This is a genomic window from Mesorhizobium sp. B2-6-4, from assembly GCF_006441495.1.
Lineage (GTDB): Bacteria > Pseudomonadota > Alphaproteobacteria > Rhizobiales > Rhizobiaceae > Mesorhizobium.
On sequence record NZ_VFUE01000021.1, the window covers coordinates 1 to 15,017 of the forward strand.

12 protein-coding genes and 1 pseudogene are annotated in these 15,017 nt (G+C 64.5%); 10 read left to right on the forward strand and 3 right to left on the reverse strand.

What is annotated here, in order from left to right; genetic code table 11:
- A pseudogene (locus FJ426_RS24680) lies at positions 1-1,657 on the reverse strand (autotransporter outer membrane beta-barrel domain-containing protein); the annotation flags it as partial.
- 455 nt (positions 1,658-2,112) lie between these two features.
- On the opposite strand from FJ426_RS24680, the gene xylB reads away from it, so the two are divergent.
- Entirely contained in the window at positions 2,113-3,567 is a 1,455-nt protein-coding gene (xylB, locus tag FJ426_RS24685) for a xylulokinase (protein ID WP_140561831.1), read from the forward strand.
- Between the two features lie 197 nt (positions 3,568-3,764).
- On the opposite strand, the gene FJ426_RS24695 is transcribed toward xylB, so the two are convergent.
- On the reverse strand, positions 3,765-4,127 hold the full coding sequence (locus FJ426_RS24695; protein WP_140517777.1) for a nuclear transport factor 2 family protein: 363 nt from the start codon (positions 4,125-4,127) through the stop codon (positions 3,765-3,767).
- Positions 4,128-4,237: 110 nt separating this feature from the next.
- On the opposite strand from FJ426_RS24695, the gene xylA reads away from it, so the two are divergent.
- Both xylA and FJ426_RS24705 read left to right on the forward strand, forming a co-directional pair.
- Complete coding sequence (gene xylA / locus FJ426_RS24700) at positions 4,238-5,563, forward strand: xylose isomerase (RefSeq protein WP_140561821.1); 1,326 nt, start codon at positions 4,238-4,240, stop codon at positions 5,561-5,563.
- Positions 5,564-5,871: 308 nt separating this feature from the next.
- Positions 5,872-6,081 carry a hypothetical protein gene (locus FJ426_RS24705; protein WP_140491096.1) on the forward strand — a complete coding sequence of 70 codons (210 nt, stop codon included), beginning with the start codon at positions 5,872-5,874 and terminating at the stop codon, positions 6,079-6,081.
- A gap of 32 nt (positions 6,082-6,113) precedes the next feature.
- Here FJ426_RS24705 and FJ426_RS24710 read toward each other — a convergent pair whose 3' ends face one another.
- Complete coding sequence (locus tag FJ426_RS24710) at positions 6,114-7,094, reverse strand: GlxA family transcriptional regulator (protein WP_140554542.1); 981 nt, start codon at positions 7,092-7,094, stop codon at positions 6,114-6,116.
- A 79-nt stretch (positions 7,095-7,173) separates the two neighbouring features.
- Here FJ426_RS24710 and FJ426_RS24715 point away from each other — a divergent pair, with 79 nt between their 5' ends.
- From FJ426_RS24715 to FJ426_RS24750, 7 genes are all read left to right on the forward strand, one after another.
- On the forward strand, positions 7,174-8,091 hold the full coding sequence (locus FJ426_RS24715) for a 3-keto-5-aminohexanoate cleavage protein (RefSeq protein ID WP_140491102.1): 918 nt from the start codon (positions 7,174-7,176) through the stop codon (positions 8,089-8,091).
- A gap of 15 nt (positions 8,092-8,106) precedes the next feature.
- Entirely contained in the window at positions 8,107-8,730 is a 624-nt protein-coding gene (locus FJ426_RS24720; protein ID WP_140676580.1) for an HD domain-containing protein, read from the forward strand.
- Between the two features lie 2 nt (positions 8,731-8,732).
- Entirely contained in the window at positions 8,733-9,827 is a 1,095-nt protein-coding gene (locus tag FJ426_RS24725; protein WP_140676577.1) for a carnitine 3-dehydrogenase, read from the forward strand.
- Positions 9,828-9,831: 4 nt separating this feature from the next.
- Positions 9,832-10,995: an acyl-CoA dehydrogenase gene (locus FJ426_RS24730; RefSeq protein WP_140662300.1), complete on the forward strand. Its 1,164-nt coding sequence runs from the start codon at positions 9,832-9,834 to the stop codon at positions 10,993-10,995.
- 3 nt (positions 10,996-10,998) lie between these two features.
- On the forward strand, positions 10,999-13,077 hold the full coding sequence (locus FJ426_RS24735; protein WP_140676574.1) for an acetate--CoA ligase family protein: 2,079 nt from the start codon (positions 10,999-11,001) through the stop codon (positions 13,075-13,077).
- Positions 13,070-13,852 (forward strand): carnitinyl-CoA dehydratase, encoded by a 783-nt coding sequence (locus tag FJ426_RS24740; RefSeq protein ID WP_140517770.1) that lies wholly within the window; start codon positions 13,070-13,072, stop codon positions 13,850-13,852. The genes FJ426_RS24735 and FJ426_RS24740 overlap by 8 nt, the downstream gene beginning before the upstream one ends.
- A 216-nt stretch (positions 13,853-14,068) precedes the next feature.
- Entirely contained in the window at positions 14,069-15,007 is a 939-nt protein-coding gene (locus tag FJ426_RS24750; RefSeq protein ID WP_140561809.1) for an alpha/beta hydrolase, read from the forward strand.
- Positions 15,008-15,017 lie beyond the last annotated feature (10 nt).

A 15,017-nucleotide genomic window follows, 5' to 3' on the forward strand; every position in this document is an offset into this window, starting at 1 on the left:
CCGCCGGTGCCGCCGGCGGGGGTGGCGGGGGCTGGAGCTCCGGATCGCCGGCCTGCACCGGCGGCGTCGGATAGACCGGCGGATTGTTGACGTCGCCTTCGGACGGCACGGGCACGTGCGGCAGTTGGGAAGGCGGCGGCGGCGGCTCGGTTGCCGGAGGTTCGGGCTCGGGCGCCGCCGTCGGTCCGATCCCCGGCGGCGCCGCGGCCGGCGATGTCGGCGTTATCAACGACGAGCGCAGATACCAGTTCTCCGCGCTGCCTGCGGTGACGCCACCCTTGAACAGATAATATTCGAAGGCGCCCGCCGCGACCGGCGCGTCGAGCGCGAAGGCGCTGGCGCTGGAGGTGGCGCCATTGACCGCCTGGACGACCATGATGCCGTCCTGCGTCGTCTCGGCACCCGTGCCGCCGACATTGACCACCCCGATGCCGGTCGAGCCGGAAGCCGTGCCGCCCGACAGCACCAGCCTGTCCGAGGCCGAGGAATCATCGCCGAGTTCCGTCTGGATGAGCAGCAGGCCGCCAAGCCCGGTGTAATTGCCCGAAATCGTCAGCCGATCCGTCGCGCCTGTACTGCCATTGGTCAGGTCGATGCGGCCGGCATTGACGACGTCCGCAAGCTGGCCCGCCGTAAAGGCCTGTATCGACGCGTTGAAGCCGCCGCCATAGAGCGTGCTTGCCGCATCGACGCTGAGCGAGCCCGTGCCGGTGCCGCTGTCTCCCAGCACCAGATTGCCGTCCAGCGTGAGTTCGGTGTCATTGGTGGCGTCGATGCTCTCCCAGTTCTGCACCCGGCTGATGCCTTTGAGCTTGACATTGTCGAAACTCAGCGTGTCGGTGCCGAGGCCGCCATTCAGCGCGTCGGCGCCGCCCAGATTGGAATTGGTCAGGTTGCTCAGCTTTGCCGTGTCGTTGTCGGCGCCGAGGTCGACGGCGCCATAGATGATGCCGCCGCTATCCCAGACGAAACTGTCGGCGCCGAAGCTCATCAGCACGTCGCCGCCGACCGTGCCGCCGGTAATCGTCACGCTGTCATTGCCGCCGCTGACACTGATGTTGCCGCCGATCGTGCCGCCCGAAAGAATGATCGTGTCCTTGTCGAAGCCGGTGACCAGGTTGCGGTCGATGGTGCCGCCGGACATGTTGAAGTAGTTCTGGTCGAGCTTCATGTTGACGCGGCCGATGCGGCCGCCGGTCATCACCGCATGGTCGCCGTCGTCGAAGAAATCGACGATGCGTCCGTCCGTCATGGTGAAGGTGTCGAGGCCATCACCCTGGTTAAGTGAACCGATCTGGCCGCCGCTCATGTTGAAGTCGTCGATGCCCGAGCCTTGCTGCACATTGCCGACGACGGTGCCAGCGCCGGTGGTGAAATCGGCGCCACCGCCCTGGTCGACCGTGCCGGTGATGGTACCGGACCGCATGTCGATGCGGTCCGAACCGGCGCCGAAGGTGACATTGCCGCTCACCTGGCCGGTGCCGCCGGAGGGAAAGGTGAGCGTGTTGTCGCCGTTCAGATCGTTGAGGCTGCCGCCCGAATCGCCGCTGTCGCAGATGAAGGTGTCGTTTCCGGCGGTCGGAACGAGCAGGCATGCGGCGAAGGCCGCGGAATTGGGCAGCAACGCCAGCGACGTCGCGGCAAGAACGCCAAGCATCCGAGGATGAAACATCAACGGCATATGCCGTTTCAGAACAACTAATTTAGCGATGTCTTCCGAACCGCCATTCGAAAGTCTGTTTTCAAAGCGCCGCACCGCGTCCCTCCAAGATTCGCGATTGCAAGCCCCCACCCTACGCCGCAATGAAGACACAATTCGTTCCGTTTTACAAAACCTAATCTGCCCGTCATGGTTGATGAACTGGAAAACGGGCCGGACAGAGCTGTGCTTTGATTGAGCCAGAATTGGTGCTTGGCGTGCGTCTCGCCAACCCTCCAAAGCGTGTTGGTGGCGGCGCGTACGCTGGCGCGGCCACACAGTCCGCCGTCGGCGTTGTTTTCGTGATGCGCGGCCGATTGTCAGAGAATTGACCCGCAGCGGATCTTGGCTTAAAAACGGCCTCGGCCAGATTTTTTCGAGATCCGAAAAAAATAATGGCAGGGGAGGAAAACATGTATCTCGGCCTCGACCTGGGCACGTCGGGCGTCAAGGCGCTGCTGATCGATGCCGAACAGACCGTCATCGGTTCCGGCCATGGCGCGCTCGACGTTTCGCGGCCGCATCCCGGCTGGTCCGAACAGGATCCAGCCCACTGGCTACGCGCCTGCGAAGACGCGATTGCCGAACTGAAGGCCTCCCATCCCCGGCAGTTCGCGGCGGTGAAAGGCATTGGCCTATCCGGTCAGATGCATGGCGCCACCTTGCTCGATGCCTCTGACAAGGTGCTGCGCCCCTGCATTCTGTGGAACGATACGCGCAGCCATGCCGAGGCAGCCGCGCTCGACGCCGATCCGCGGTTTCGCGAGCTGACCGGCAACATCGTCTTTCCCGGTTTCACCGCGCCGAAGCTCGCCTGGGTGAAGAACAACGAACCCGCCATTTTCGCCAAAGTGGCCAAGGTGCTGCTGCCCAAGGATTTCCTGCGGCTGTGGCTGACCGGCGAACATATTTCGGAAATGTCGGACTCGGCGGGCACTTCCTGGCTCGACGTTGGGAAGCGGCGCTGGTCCGCCGACCTGCTCGCGGCCACGTCGCTCGACGAAAAGCACATGCCATCCCTGGTCGAGGGTACGCAGAAGGCCGGTGGGCTGCGCGGCGAGCTGGCGTCAAAATGGGGCGTCGAAGCCGGCATCCCGATTGCCGGCGGCGCCGGCGACAATGCGGCTTCCGCCTGCGGCATGGGCACGGTCCGTGCCGGCCATGCGTTCGTGTCTCTGGGCACGTCGGGCGTGCTGTTTGCCGCCAATGCCTCCTATCTGCCCAACCCGGCAAGCGCGGTCCACACTTTCTGCCATGCGCTGCCCAACACCTGGCACCAGATGGGCGTCATCCTGTCGGCCACCGATTCGCTCAATTGGCTGTCCGAGATCACCGGCAAGGGCGCAGGCGAGTTGACATCGGAACTGGGCGATACACTGAAGGCGCCGACCGGCATGTCCTTCCTGCCCTATCTCTCGGGCGAGCGCACGCCGCACAATGATTCCGTCATTCGCGGCTCCTTTACCGGACTGGCGCATGAATCGAGCCGCGCCGTCCTGACCCAGGCCGTGCTGGAAGGCGTGGCCTTCGCCTTTCGCGACAGCCTCGAGGCGTTGAAGACTGCGGGCACGAGCTTGATGCGTGTGACGGCGATCGGCGGCGGCTCGCGCTCGCGCTACTGGCTGAAGGCCATCGCCACCGCGCTTCAGCTGCCTGTCGACATTCCCGCCGACGGCGATTTCGGCGCCGCCTTCGGCGCCGCCCGGCTCGGCCTGATCGCAGCGACGGACACTGATCCGCTCGATGTCTGCACGGCGCCGAGGACCGATGCAACGATCGAACCGGATGCCGGCTTGGATGGTGCGTTTGCCGATGCCTACCAGCGCTACCGCGGGCTTTATCCGGCGATCAGGGCGGCAACGGCGTGAGCAGGCGCCATGCGCCCCCCTCTGCCCTGCCGGGCATCTCCCCCTCTAGGGGGAAGATCGGCAGCTTTGGCGGCTACGCCAGCCTTGCAAGGCCGGAGGTTGGCGAAGGTATAAAAATCAGCCAATCTCCCCCCTTGAGGGGGAGATGGCCGGCAGGCCAGAGGGGGGCGCCTGGCGCCCACCTTAGCCGTGAAGCCTCACTGCGCCGGCACCTTGTCGAGGAAGCCGGTGATGCTCTTCAGGCGGCCGTTCTCGATGACGCCGATATCGGTGCCTTCGATGACGGACGGTGTGCCCTCCGGGCCGAGGTTCCAGGAAAAGCGGATTTTGTCGGCAAACCCGTCCGGTGTGCCTTTCAGCGAGAAGCGGAAGCCGGCAAAGCGCTGCTGCACGCCGTCGATCAGCGCCGCGACGCCTTCATGGCCGTCGCCCTGCATGATGGGATCGCGATAGCTGACGTCTTCGGTGAAAGTCGCCTTGAGCAGCGCCTGACGGCGCGCGGCGTCGCTCTCGTTCCAGGCGGTGATGTAGCTTTCGGCGATCTTGTTGAGATCGGTCATGATCTGTCTCCTTCGTTGGCTTTGACATGACCCTTTTCATCCAACGGACGAACGGAACCAATTACGCCTGAGGTAATCAGGCGGAGCCATTTCGGAGAGGAAGGAAATCCATGAGCAGCGGCTTTTTCGGCGACATCAAGAAGATCAAATATGAGGGGCCGGATTCGGCCAATCCGCTGGCTTACCGGTTCTACAACCCGGACGAGCTGGTGGCCGGCAAGCGGCTGGAAGACCATCTGCGCTTCGCCGTCGCCTACTGGCATTCCTTCGCCTGGCCGGGCGGCGATCCGTTCGGCGGCCAGACCTTCGATCGGCCGTGGTTCCCCAAGGCCGGCGGCATCGACACGATGGAACTGGCAAAACTGAAAGCAGACGTCGCCTTCGAGATGTTCTCGCTGCTCGGCGCGCCCTATTTCTGCTTCCACGATGCCGACGTGCGGCCCGAAGGCAAGGATTTTTCGGAAAGTTCCGCGCGCCTCGACGAGATCGCGGACTATTTCGCCACCAAGATGAAGCAGACTGGCGTCAAGCTCTTGTGGGGCACGGCGAACCTGTTCTCGCACCGCCGTTTCATGTCGGGTGCCGCGACAAACCCCGATCCGGATGTGTTTGCCTATGCGGCGGCGACGGTGAAGAGCTGCATCGACGTCACCAAGCGGCTGAAGGGCGAGAATTACGTGCTTTGGGGCGGACGCGAGGGCTATGAGACGCTGCTCAACACCGACCTTGCCCGCGAGCAGGAGCAGGCCGGCCGTTTCCTCAACCTCGTCGTCGACTACAAGCACAAAATCGGCTTCAAAGGCACGATCCTGATCGAGCCGAAGCCGCAGGAACCCACAAAACACCAGTACGACTACGATGTCGCGACCGTCTATGGCTTCCTCAAGCGCTTCGGACTGGAGAAGGAGGTCAAGCTCAACATCGAGCAGGGCCACGCCATCCTCGCCGGCCATTCCTTCGAGCACGAGCTGGCGTTGGCCAATGCGCTCGGCGTCTTCGGCTCGATCGACATGAACCGCAACGACTACCAGTCGGGCTGGGACACCGACCAGTTCCCCAACAACGTGCCGGAGATGGCACTGGCCTACTACCAGGTTCTGCAGGCGGGCGGCTTCAAGACCGGCGGCACCAATTTCGACGCCAAGCTGCGCCGCCAGTCGCTAGATTCGCAGGACCTGCTGATCGGCCATATCGGCGGCATGGATGCCTGCGCGCGCGGCCTGAAAGCGGCCGCCAAGATGGTCGAAGACAAGGCGCTGTCGGCTCCGCTCGCCGAGCGCTACGCGGGCTGGAACAGCGCCGAGGCCAAAGCGATGCTTGCCGGCAAGCGTACGCTGGAGGACATCGCCGAGCGCGTGGTGAAGAAGAAGATCGAACCGCAGCCGCGCTCCGGCCGCCAGGAACTGCTGGAAAACATCGTCAACCGCTACGTGTAAGGGATGAAAGGCGGGCGGCGGCTCGTTCAGCCGCCGCTCCGCTTACCCACGCCGCTTCGCGGGGAGAAGTTCCCGGCGTCGCGCTTATTTGCCTGCCGCCCTGTTCGCCATTGAACGGAAAAGGTGCCGGCGGGCGGACGAGGGTGGCGCCGAGACCGGGTGAAAGGGCTTTGCGCCAGTGCGGAATCGACGACAAGGTTTTGCCCACTGACGCCCCTCAATCGCCTCTCTCTTGCCTTCAAACTGCCGTCACGAATCTCCTATAAGAAGGTGCTCGTGGCGGGAGAGGAAGAAGGAGGCGAACCGATATGCAGAACGAACGTGAAATCGACGCCCTGCTCTCAAATGGCGAGGCCGGGTCGATCATCGACCGGCTGATGGCAATGCCGCATCCGAAGGATGGTGCGCGCCGCTCCAACGAATGGGACCGCGCCGTTGCCAGCCGTTTCGAGACCCATCTGGCAAGACAGATGCGCTCGCAGATCGATAGTGGCGGCGACCGGCAGAACGCTGCCTGATCAACCGCTTTCCACTTTGGACGACATGTACATCAACCCCGGCGTAGCCTGACCGGGGCTTCACCGAAAGTTCTTGAAAACGCCCTCGAAAATGCCGCGGCGGATGAAAATCCGGTCCGCCCGGCAATGTCGGCCATGGCCACTCTGGTGTCGATCACCAGCCGCCGCGCAGCGCCCAGGCGCAGCCTGAGATAGTAGGCGCCGGGCGTCTCGCCGATCGACTTGCGGAAGATGCTCTCCAGTGTCCGTGCCGTAACCCCGGCGCGCTTTGCCACGGCGGCGACCGTCAACGGCTGGTCCACATGCGCTTCCATCAGCCGGATGGCTTGCGCCAGGCGCGGATCATAGCCGTCTAGCCGGCCAAGCGAGACCAGGGGCTGAGCGTCGGTGGCCGCACGGGCCTGATCGTAGATGAAGACGCTGGCCACATCGAGCGCCACGGCCATGCCGAGGCGGGTGCGAACGAGGTGCAGCATCAGGTCGAAGGTGGGCGAGGCGCCACCGGAGGTGAAGACCGGCCCGTCGATGACGTAACGGTCCGGGCGGACGTCGACGCCCGGAAAGGCCGACGAGAAATCCTCCATGTCTTCCCAGTGGGTGGTGGCGCTGCGGCCTTCGAGCAAGCCGGCCCGCGCGACCAGCCATGTACCGGCCTCGACGCCGCCGCAGGCGCGCGCCGAACGGGCGGCGCGGCGCAGGCCCGAGAGCAGAGCCGACGTCGCATAATTCTGCGTGCCGAAACCGGCGACGACGACAAGAACGTCGGTCGGTTCGGCCGCGTCGAAGCGGCCGCTGACCGCCACTGGCAGGCCGCAAGTAGTGACCGGCGCCTCGCCGGTTACGGAAACCAGCTTGAAATCGAACAATGTCTCGCCGGAGATGCGGTTGGCGGCGCGCAGCGGGTCGACCGCCGAGGCCACGCACATGATGGACGAGCCGGAAAACACCAGCATCGTCACCTTGAGCGGCAGACGCTCGGCGCGAAAGATCGTCAGTTTTTCGCCTTTAGTCATGGAAGCTTCGTAAAACGCAAAGCAGTTTTCGGCAAGTCGGTCGATGCTTGGCGCCTGTTTCGACTGGGAGGAGAGTTCCATGCCGCTTGCGATGAACCGTGAGGTTTTCATTACCTGTGCCGTGACCGGGTCCGGCGGCACGCAGGACCGCAGCCCGCATGTGCCGCGCTCGCCCAAAGAGATCGCTGATTCGGCCATCGACGCGGCCAAGGCGGGGGCGGCGATCGTGCATTGCCATGTGCGCGATCCCGAGACCGGCAAGCCCAGGCGCGACGTTCATCTCTACCGCGAGGTGACCGAGCGCATCCGCGAGGCAGACGTCGACGTGGTGCTGAACCTCACCGCCGGTATGGGTGGCGACATGGTGTTCGGCTCGCCCGAAGCGCCGCTGCCGCTGAATGAAAAGGGCACCGACATGGGCGGCGCCACCAACCGCATGGAGCATGTGCGCCAGTGCCTGCCGGAGATCTGCACGCTCGACTGCGGCACCATGAACTTCGCCGAGGCCGACTATGTCATGACCAACACGCCCGGCATGCTGCGTGCCATGGGCGGCATGATGACCGCGCTCGGCGTCAAGCCGGAGATCGAGGCCTTCGACACAGGCCATCTGTGGTTCGCCAAGCAGTTGGTCGAGGAACAGGTTCTGAAGCCGGATGCGCTTGTGCAGCTTTGCATGGGCGTGCCATGGGGGGCGCCTGACGACCTCAACACCTTCATGGCCATGGTCAACAACGTGCCGTCGACCTGGAGCTGGTCGGCCTTTTCGATCGGCCGCAACCAGATGGCCTATGCCGCCGCCGCAGTGCTGGCCGGCGGCAATGTCCGCGTCGGTCTCGAAGACAATCTCTGGCTCGACAAGGGCGTGCTTGCCACCAACGCGCAGCTGGTCGAACGTGCCGCCAGCATCGTCACCAATCTCGGCGCCAGGATTCTGGGGCCGGAGGAAGTGCGCAGGAAGCTCAACCTCACCAAGCGGCCGCCGATCGCGGCATAGAGAGGGGAGCTTCAGATGGCCACCGTCAAATTCACCGCAATGAAGGATGGCGACAAGGACGACTACGAATTCCTGATCGCCCATGAAATCGATTATGCCGCCAAAACCGGTGATCGGTTGCTGGAAGCCCTGGTTCAACTCGACGAGGGCCTTTCCGGCTACAAGATCACCCGGCTCGGCCATTCGCTGCAGGCGGCAACACGCGCCTGGCGCGACGGCGCCGACACCGACTGGATCGCCTGCGCGTTGCTGCACGACATCGGCGACATCTACGCACCCTACAACCACGACGAATACGCCGCGTCGATCCTGAAGCCTTTCGTGCGCGAACAATGCACCTGGGTGGTGGAGAAGCACGGCGATTTCCAGCGCCTCTACTATGCCCATCATCTTGGCGGCAACCGCCATGCGCGCGACCGCTTCGCCGGTCATGCCTATTTCGACGATTGCGACCAGTTCTGCGAGCGCTGGGACCAGTCGAGCTTCGACCCCGACTACGAGACGCTGCCGATCGAGTTCTTCAGGCCATTCGCGCTCGAAGTCTTTGCCCGCAGGGCCTACGACCCCGCCATTATCCGCGCCGGCGAGCGCGTGCCGCTCACCGATCCCGAAACAGCCAAGACAAGAACCGGAGCCTGACCATGAGCATCATCAACAAGGCGGCCGCCATCGGCGGCGGTGTCATCGGCGCAGGCTGGGTGGCGCGCCTGCTCTTGAATGGCATCGACGTGTCGATCTTCGATCCCGATCCCGAGGCCTCGCGCAAGGTCTCAGAAGTGATGAAGGGCGCGCGCCGCGCCTACAAGCAGATGGTTCCGGGCGGCCTGCCGAAAGAAGGCAGGCTGACCTTCGCCAAGACCATCGCCGAGGCGGTGGCCGATGCCGATTTCATCCAGGAGAGCGTGCCGGAACGGCTCGACCTCAAGCATAAGGTCCTGTCCGAGATCGACACTCACGCGCCGGCCAACGCCATCGTCGGCTCGTCCACATCAGGCATCAAGCCGACCGACATGCAGGTGGCGATGAAAAAACACCCGGAGCGGCTTGTCGTCGGTCACCCGTTCAACCCGGTCTATCTCCTGCCGCTGGTGGAAATCGTCGGCGGCGACCAGACATTCCCCGAGGCGGTCGAGGTCGCCAAGGAGATCTATGCCTCGATCGGCATGAAGCCTGTCGTCATCCGCAAGGAGATTGAAGCCTTCGTCGGCGACCGCCTGCTGGAAGCCGCCTGGCGCGAGGCGCTGTGGCTGATCAAGGACGGCATCTGCACCGTCGAGGAACTGGACGACATCATGCGCTATGGCTTCGGCCTGCGCTGGGCACAGATGGGCATGTTCCAGGTCTATCGCGTCGCCGGCGGCGAAGCCGGCATGCGCCACTTCATGGCGCAGTTCGGCCCCTGCCTGAAATGGCCGTGGACCAAGCTGATGGACGTACCGGAGTTCAACGACGAACTGGTCGACCTGATCGCCACGCAGTCGGACGACCAGGCGCATGGCCTGTCGATCCGCGAACTGGAAAAGATCCGCGACGACAATCTGGTCGCCATCATGGATGCGCTCTCGAAGCAGAACAAGGGCAAGGGCTGGGGAGCCGGCGCCCTGCACAGGGACTATACGAAGCAGTTGGCCAAGCTGGCGGCGAAAAAGCCGGCCGCCTCCAAGGCGGCCGAGAAGGCGAAGGCATCGAAGCCGGTGAAGAAAGCCGAAAAACCGAAGAAAAAGAAGAAAGGCTGAGACCATGGATTTCGGTCTGTCAGAGGAACAGAAGCTCATTGTCGAGACGACGCGCGCCTTCGTCGAGAATGAGCTTTACCCCCATGAGCGCGAGGTCGAGCGCACCGGCGTGCTGCGCCGCGAACTGATCGAGGAGCTAAAGGCCAAGGCGATCGAAGCCGGTCTCTATGCCGCCAACATGCCGGCCGATGTCGGCGGCGCGGGGCTCGATACGGTGACCTGGCTGCTCTACGAGAAGGAACTCGGCCGCGCCAACTACGCGCTGCACTGGACCTGCGTCGCGCGCCCCTCCAACATCCTTTTGGCCGGCACGCCGGAGCAGCGCGAAAAATATCTGTTCCCGTGCATCCGTGGCGAGAAATGGGATTGCTTGGCGATGACCGAGCCGGGCGCCGGCTCCGATCTGCGCGGCATGAAGGCGACCGCCGTGCAGGACGGCGACGACTGGGTATTGAACGGCACCAAGCACTTTATCTCCCACGCCGACCTCGCCGACTTTGCCATCGTCTTCATGGCCTCGGGCGAAGAGGATTCGCCGCGCGGCAAACGCAAGAAGATCACCGCCTTCTTCGTCGACAAGGGCACCAAGGGTTTCACTGTGCGCGAGGGCTATCGCAACGTCTCGCATCGCGGTTACACCAACGCCATCCTCGAATTCGACGATTGCCGCCTTCCGGCAAGCCAGGTGTTGGGTGAAGTCCACAAGGGTTTCGACGTTGCCAATTCCTGGCTCGGCGCCACCCGCCTGCAGGTCGGCGCCACCTGTCTCGGCCGCGCGGAACGCGCGCTCGGTCACGCGGTCGAGTACGCCGCGCAGCGGCAGCAGTTCGGCCAGCAGATCGGCAAGTTTCAAGGCGTGTCGTTCAAGCTCGCCGACATGGCGACGGAGCTCAAGGCCGCCGACCTGATGGTGTTCGAAGCCGGCTGGAAGTACGATCAGGGCACCGTCACCGACCAGGACATGGCCATGGCCAAGCTGAAGGCCACCGAAATGCTCGCCTTCGTCGCCGATGAGGCGATCCAGATCCATGGCGGCATGGGGCTGATGGACGACCTGCCGCTGGAGCGCATCTGGCGCGATGCGCGCGTCGAGCGCATCTGGGAAGGCACGTCGGAAATCCAGCGCCACATCATTTCGCGGGCGCTGCTGCGCCCGTTCGGGGCCTGATCCATGCACAAACTTGAACGCCTTCTGCGCCCTAAATCGATCGCCGTGTTCGGCGGCGCGCAGGCCGCCGCGGTCGTGGCACAGTCGATCAAGATGGGCTTTGCCGGCGAGATCTGGCCGGTGCACCCGAGCAAGGAAGAGGTCGCCGGCCGCAAGGCCTATCGTTCGATCGCCGATCTGCCCGGCGCGCCGGACGCCGCCTTTGTCGGCGTCAACCGACACCTGACCATCGACGTGATCAAGGCCCTGGCCGAACGCGGCGCCGGCGGGGCCGTCTGCTTTGCCGCCGGTTTCCTCGAAACCGAAGCCTATGACGCGGATGGCGAGCGCCTGCAGGCCGAACTCGTCGCCGCCGCCGGCGAGATGCCGATCATCGGCCCGAACTGTTACGGCCTGATCAACTATGCCGACGGCGCGCTTTTGTGGCCCGACCAGCATGGCGGCATAAGATTGGCCGACGGCGGCAAAGGGGTGGCCATCATTACCCAGTCGTCCAACATCGCCATCAACATGACGATGCAGAAGCGCGGCCTGCCGATCGCCTTCCTGATGACCGCCGGCAACCAGGCGCAGACCGGCCTCTCCGAAATGGCGCTCGGCCTGATCGAGGACGAGCGCGTCACCTCGCTCGGCCTGCACATCGAGGCTTTCGATTCGGTAGCCGGCTTCGAGCGGCTGGCGGCACGGGCGAGGGAATTGAAAAAGCCGATCATCGCCATGAAGGTCGGCCGCTCCGAACAGGCCAGGCAAGCGACCGTCTCGCACACCGCGTCGCTCGCCGGCTCGGACGCAGCGTCCGGGGCCTTCCTGAAACGGCTCGGCATCGCGCGCGTCGATTCCATCCCCGCCTTCATCGAGGCGCTGAAGCTGCTGCATGTCACCGGTCCGCTGCCCGGCTACAGCCTGTCATCGATGAGCTGTTCGGGCGGCGAGGCTTCGGTCATGGCCGACAGCGCCGAAGGCCGCTGGGTCAACTTCCCGGTGCTGACGGAAGAACACCGTGCCCACGTCAAGTCGACGCTCGGGCCGCTGGTCGCGGTCGCCAATCCATTGGACTACCACACCTTCATCTGGAACAACGAGCCGGCGATGACCGCCACCTTCACCGCCATGGTGTCGGGCGGCTTCGACCTCAACATGCTGGTGCTCGACTTCCCGCGCCCGGACCGCTGCTCGGTGACCGACTGGTGGGCGACGCTGCGCGCCTTCGAATCGGCGCTCAAGACCAACAAGGCGCATGGCGCGATCGTCTCGTCGCTGCCCGAGAACCTGCCCGAGGAATACACCGCCGAGCTGATGGCGCGGGGCATGGTGCCGCTGTTCGGCATTTCCGAAGCGATGGATGCCGCCCAGGCGGCCGCCTTCATCGGCTGGGCCTGGCGCGAGCCGCAGGCGCAGCCGGTCGACACCTCCGCTTCCGGCGCTGCCGGCGGCGAGCATGTCACGCCTGACGAGGCGCAAGCCAAGGCGCGGCTGATCAAGGCCGGGCTGCCGGTGCCCAAGGGCGAGCGCGCCGACAGTGCCGTCGAGGCGGTGATCTCGTCCATGGCGCTCGGCTTCCCGGTGGCGCTGAAGGCCCTGGGTGTCACCCACAAATCCGAGGTCGGCGCTGTCAGGCTCAACCTCAGGGACGCCGAATCCGTCAGCACCGCCGCGCACGACCTTTTGCCGCTCGGCACCGGCCTTTATGTCGAGCGCATGGTGCGCGACGGCGTCGCCGAGCTGATCGTCGGCTTCACCCGCGATCCGATGTTCGGCGCTGTCATGACGCTGGGCACCGGCGGCGTGCTGGTCGAATTGCTGCGCGACAGCGTCACCTTGATGCTGCCGGCGACCCGCGACGACATCGAGGCAGCACTTCGCGGTCTCAAACTGTTCCCGCTGCTCGAAGGCTATCGCGGTCGGCCGAAGGCCGACGTCCAAGCTGCCATCGACGCCATCGCGGGCATTGCTGCCTTCGTGCAGACGAATGCCGGCGAGATCGAGGAACTCGACATCAATCCGCTGATCGTCTGCAGCGAGGGCAAGGGCGCCTGGATCGCCGATGCGCTTTTGGTGCTGGGAGAGAACAAGAATGCCTGACGTCGTTTCGACCCGCCGTGAAGGCTCGATCCTCGAGGTCACGCTCGATCGGCCCAAGGCCAACGCCATCGACCTGAAGACCTCTCGGCTGATGGGCGAGACCTTCAAGGCGTTTCGCGACGACCCCGGCTTGCGCGTCGCCATCGTCAAGACCGCCGGCGACAAGTTCTTCTGCGCCGGCTGGGACCTGAAGGCCGCCGCCGGCGGCGACGCCGTCGACGGCGACTATGGCGTCGGCGGCTTTGCCGGGCTGCAGGAACTGCGCGACTTGAACAAGCCTGTCATCGCGTGCGTAAACGGCATGGCGGTGGGGGGCGGCTTCGAGCTGGCGCTGTCCTGCGATCTCATCTACGCCTCCGATCACTCCTCCTTCGCATTGCCCGAGATCCGCGCCGGCACGCTTGCCGACGCCGCGACCATCAAGCTGCCGAAGCGCATTCCCTATCATGTCGCCATGGACCTTTTGCTCACTGGCCGCTGGATGGACGTTGCCGAGGCGCATCGCTGGGGCCTGGTCAACGAGGTGCTGCCGAAGGAGAAGCTGGAGGACCGCGTCTGGGAGATCGCCCGCCTGCTCGCCAGCGGCCCGCCGCTTGTCTTCGCCGCGATCAAGGAAACCGCGCGGGTGGCCGAAGCGCTGACTTTCCAGGACGCGATGAACAGGGTGACGCGCCGGCAGTTGCCGACGGTCGATGCGCTGTACGGTTCCGAGGACAATATGGAAGGGTTCCGGGCTTTTGCGGAGAAGCGGGAACCGGTGTGGAAGGGGAAGTAAAGCAATGCCAGAGATGACGGCGCGAGGCACCCCCCTCTGGCCTGCCGGCCATCTCCCCCGCAAGGGGGGAGATTGGATGTCATTTCCGCTTTCGCCAATCGTCAACGCTGCAATAAGGGCGATGTCGATTGAACTGCCAATCTCCCCCCTTGCGGGGGAGATGTCCGGCAGGACAGAGGGGGGTGCCTGGGCTCGCCGTTCACAGTCGGCGCGGCCATGACCGACTACAGCAAACTCATTGATGCCGAGACCCGGGCCTTCATCGAGCGGACCAATTCCTATTACCCGCCGGATACGATCGACTACACGATTGCCGAGCAGCGCGAGATCTACGCCCGCATGTGCCGGGAGTTCTTTGCCGGCTATCCCGAGGGGGTGACAGCGGAAACCACCGCTATTGCCGCACAGGCGTGCAATATCCCGATCCGCATCTATCGCAGCGCCCCGCAGGCAGTGGCAACGGTGCTCTATTACCACGGCGGCGGGTTCATCCTTGGCGGGCTCGACAGCCATGACGACGTTTGCGCCGAGCTTTGCGGCCGCACCGGCTATGACGTCGTCTCGGTCGACTACCGGCTGGCGCCGGAGCATCTGCATCCGGCTGCGTTTGACGATGCGATGAACGCCTTCGAGTGGGCGGCAGCCACCCGCGATCATCCCATCCTGCTCTGCGGCGACAGCGCCGGTGGCAATCTCTGCGCCGCAGTCAGCCATGCGACGCGCGGCCATGCGAAGAAACCGATCGGGCAGGTGCTGATCTATCCCGGGCTCGGCGGCGACCGTTCGCGTGGCTCCTATCTGAAGCATGCCGAAGCGCCTATGCTGACCACGCGCGACCTCGAATTCTACAAGCACATCCGTACCGGCGGCGTGGATCAGACCGGCGACATCACGCTTCAGCCGCTGGCCGACGCCGATTTCGCCAACCTGCCGCCGACCGTGCTGATCACCGCCGAGTGCGATCCGCTGTCGTCGGACGGCGAGGCCTATCGCGACCGCATCGTGGCGGGCGGCGGGCGAGCCACTTGGTTCGAGGAAAAAGGGCTTGTGCACGGCTATCTCAGGGCGAGGCACACGGTCGGCCGCGCCCGCGCCAGCTTTACCCGCATCGTCGAGGCGGTGTCGGCGCTCGGCAAAAGCGAGTGGATCTGGTGAGGGCCTCCTC

Bases quoted from the DNA above. Each gene is read 5' to 3' on its own strand.
- xylA (WP_140561821.1), top strand. From the start codon at position 4,238: ATGAGCAGCGGCTTTTTCGGCGACATCAAGAAGATCAAATATGAGGGG.
- FJ426_RS24730 (WP_140662300.1), top strand. From the start codon at position 9,832: ATGGATTTCGGTCTGTCAGAGGAACAGAAGCTCATTGTCGAGACGACG.
- FJ426_RS24705 (WP_140491096.1), top strand. From the start codon at position 5,872: ATGCAGAACGAACGTGAAATCGACGCCCTGCTCTCAAATGGCGAGGCC.
- FJ426_RS24715 (WP_140491102.1), top strand. From the start codon at position 7,174: ATGCCGCTTGCGATGAACCGTGAGGTTTTCATTACCTGTGCCGTGACC.
- FJ426_RS24710 (WP_140554542.1), bottom strand. From the start codon at position 7,094: ATGACTAAAGGCGAAAAACTGACGATCTTTCGCGCCGAGCGTCTGCCG.
- FJ426_RS24695 (WP_140517777.1), bottom strand. From the start codon at position 4,127: ATGACCGATCTCAACAAGATCGCCGAAAGCTACATCACCGCCTGGAAC.
- FJ426_RS24750 (WP_140561809.1), top strand. From the start codon at position 14,069: ATGACCGACTACAGCAAACTCATTGATGCCGAGACCCGGGCCTTCATC.
- FJ426_RS24740 (WP_140517770.1), top strand. From the start codon at position 13,070: ATGCCTGACGTCGTTTCGACCCGCCGTGAAGGCTCGATCCTCGAGGTC.
- FJ426_RS24725 (WP_140676577.1), top strand. From the start codon at position 8,733: ATGAGCATCATCAACAAGGCGGCCGCCATCGGCGGCGGTGTCATCGGC.
- xylB (WP_140561831.1), top strand. From the start codon at position 2,113: ATGTATCTCGGCCTCGACCTGGGCACGTCGGGCGTCAAGGCGCTGCTG.
- FJ426_RS24720 (WP_140676580.1), top strand. From the start codon at position 8,107: ATGGCCACCGTCAAATTCACCGCAATGAAGGATGGCGACAAGGACGAC.
- FJ426_RS24735 (WP_140676574.1), top strand. From the start codon at position 10,999: ATGCACAAACTTGAACGCCTTCTGCGCCCTAAATCGATCGCCGTGTTC.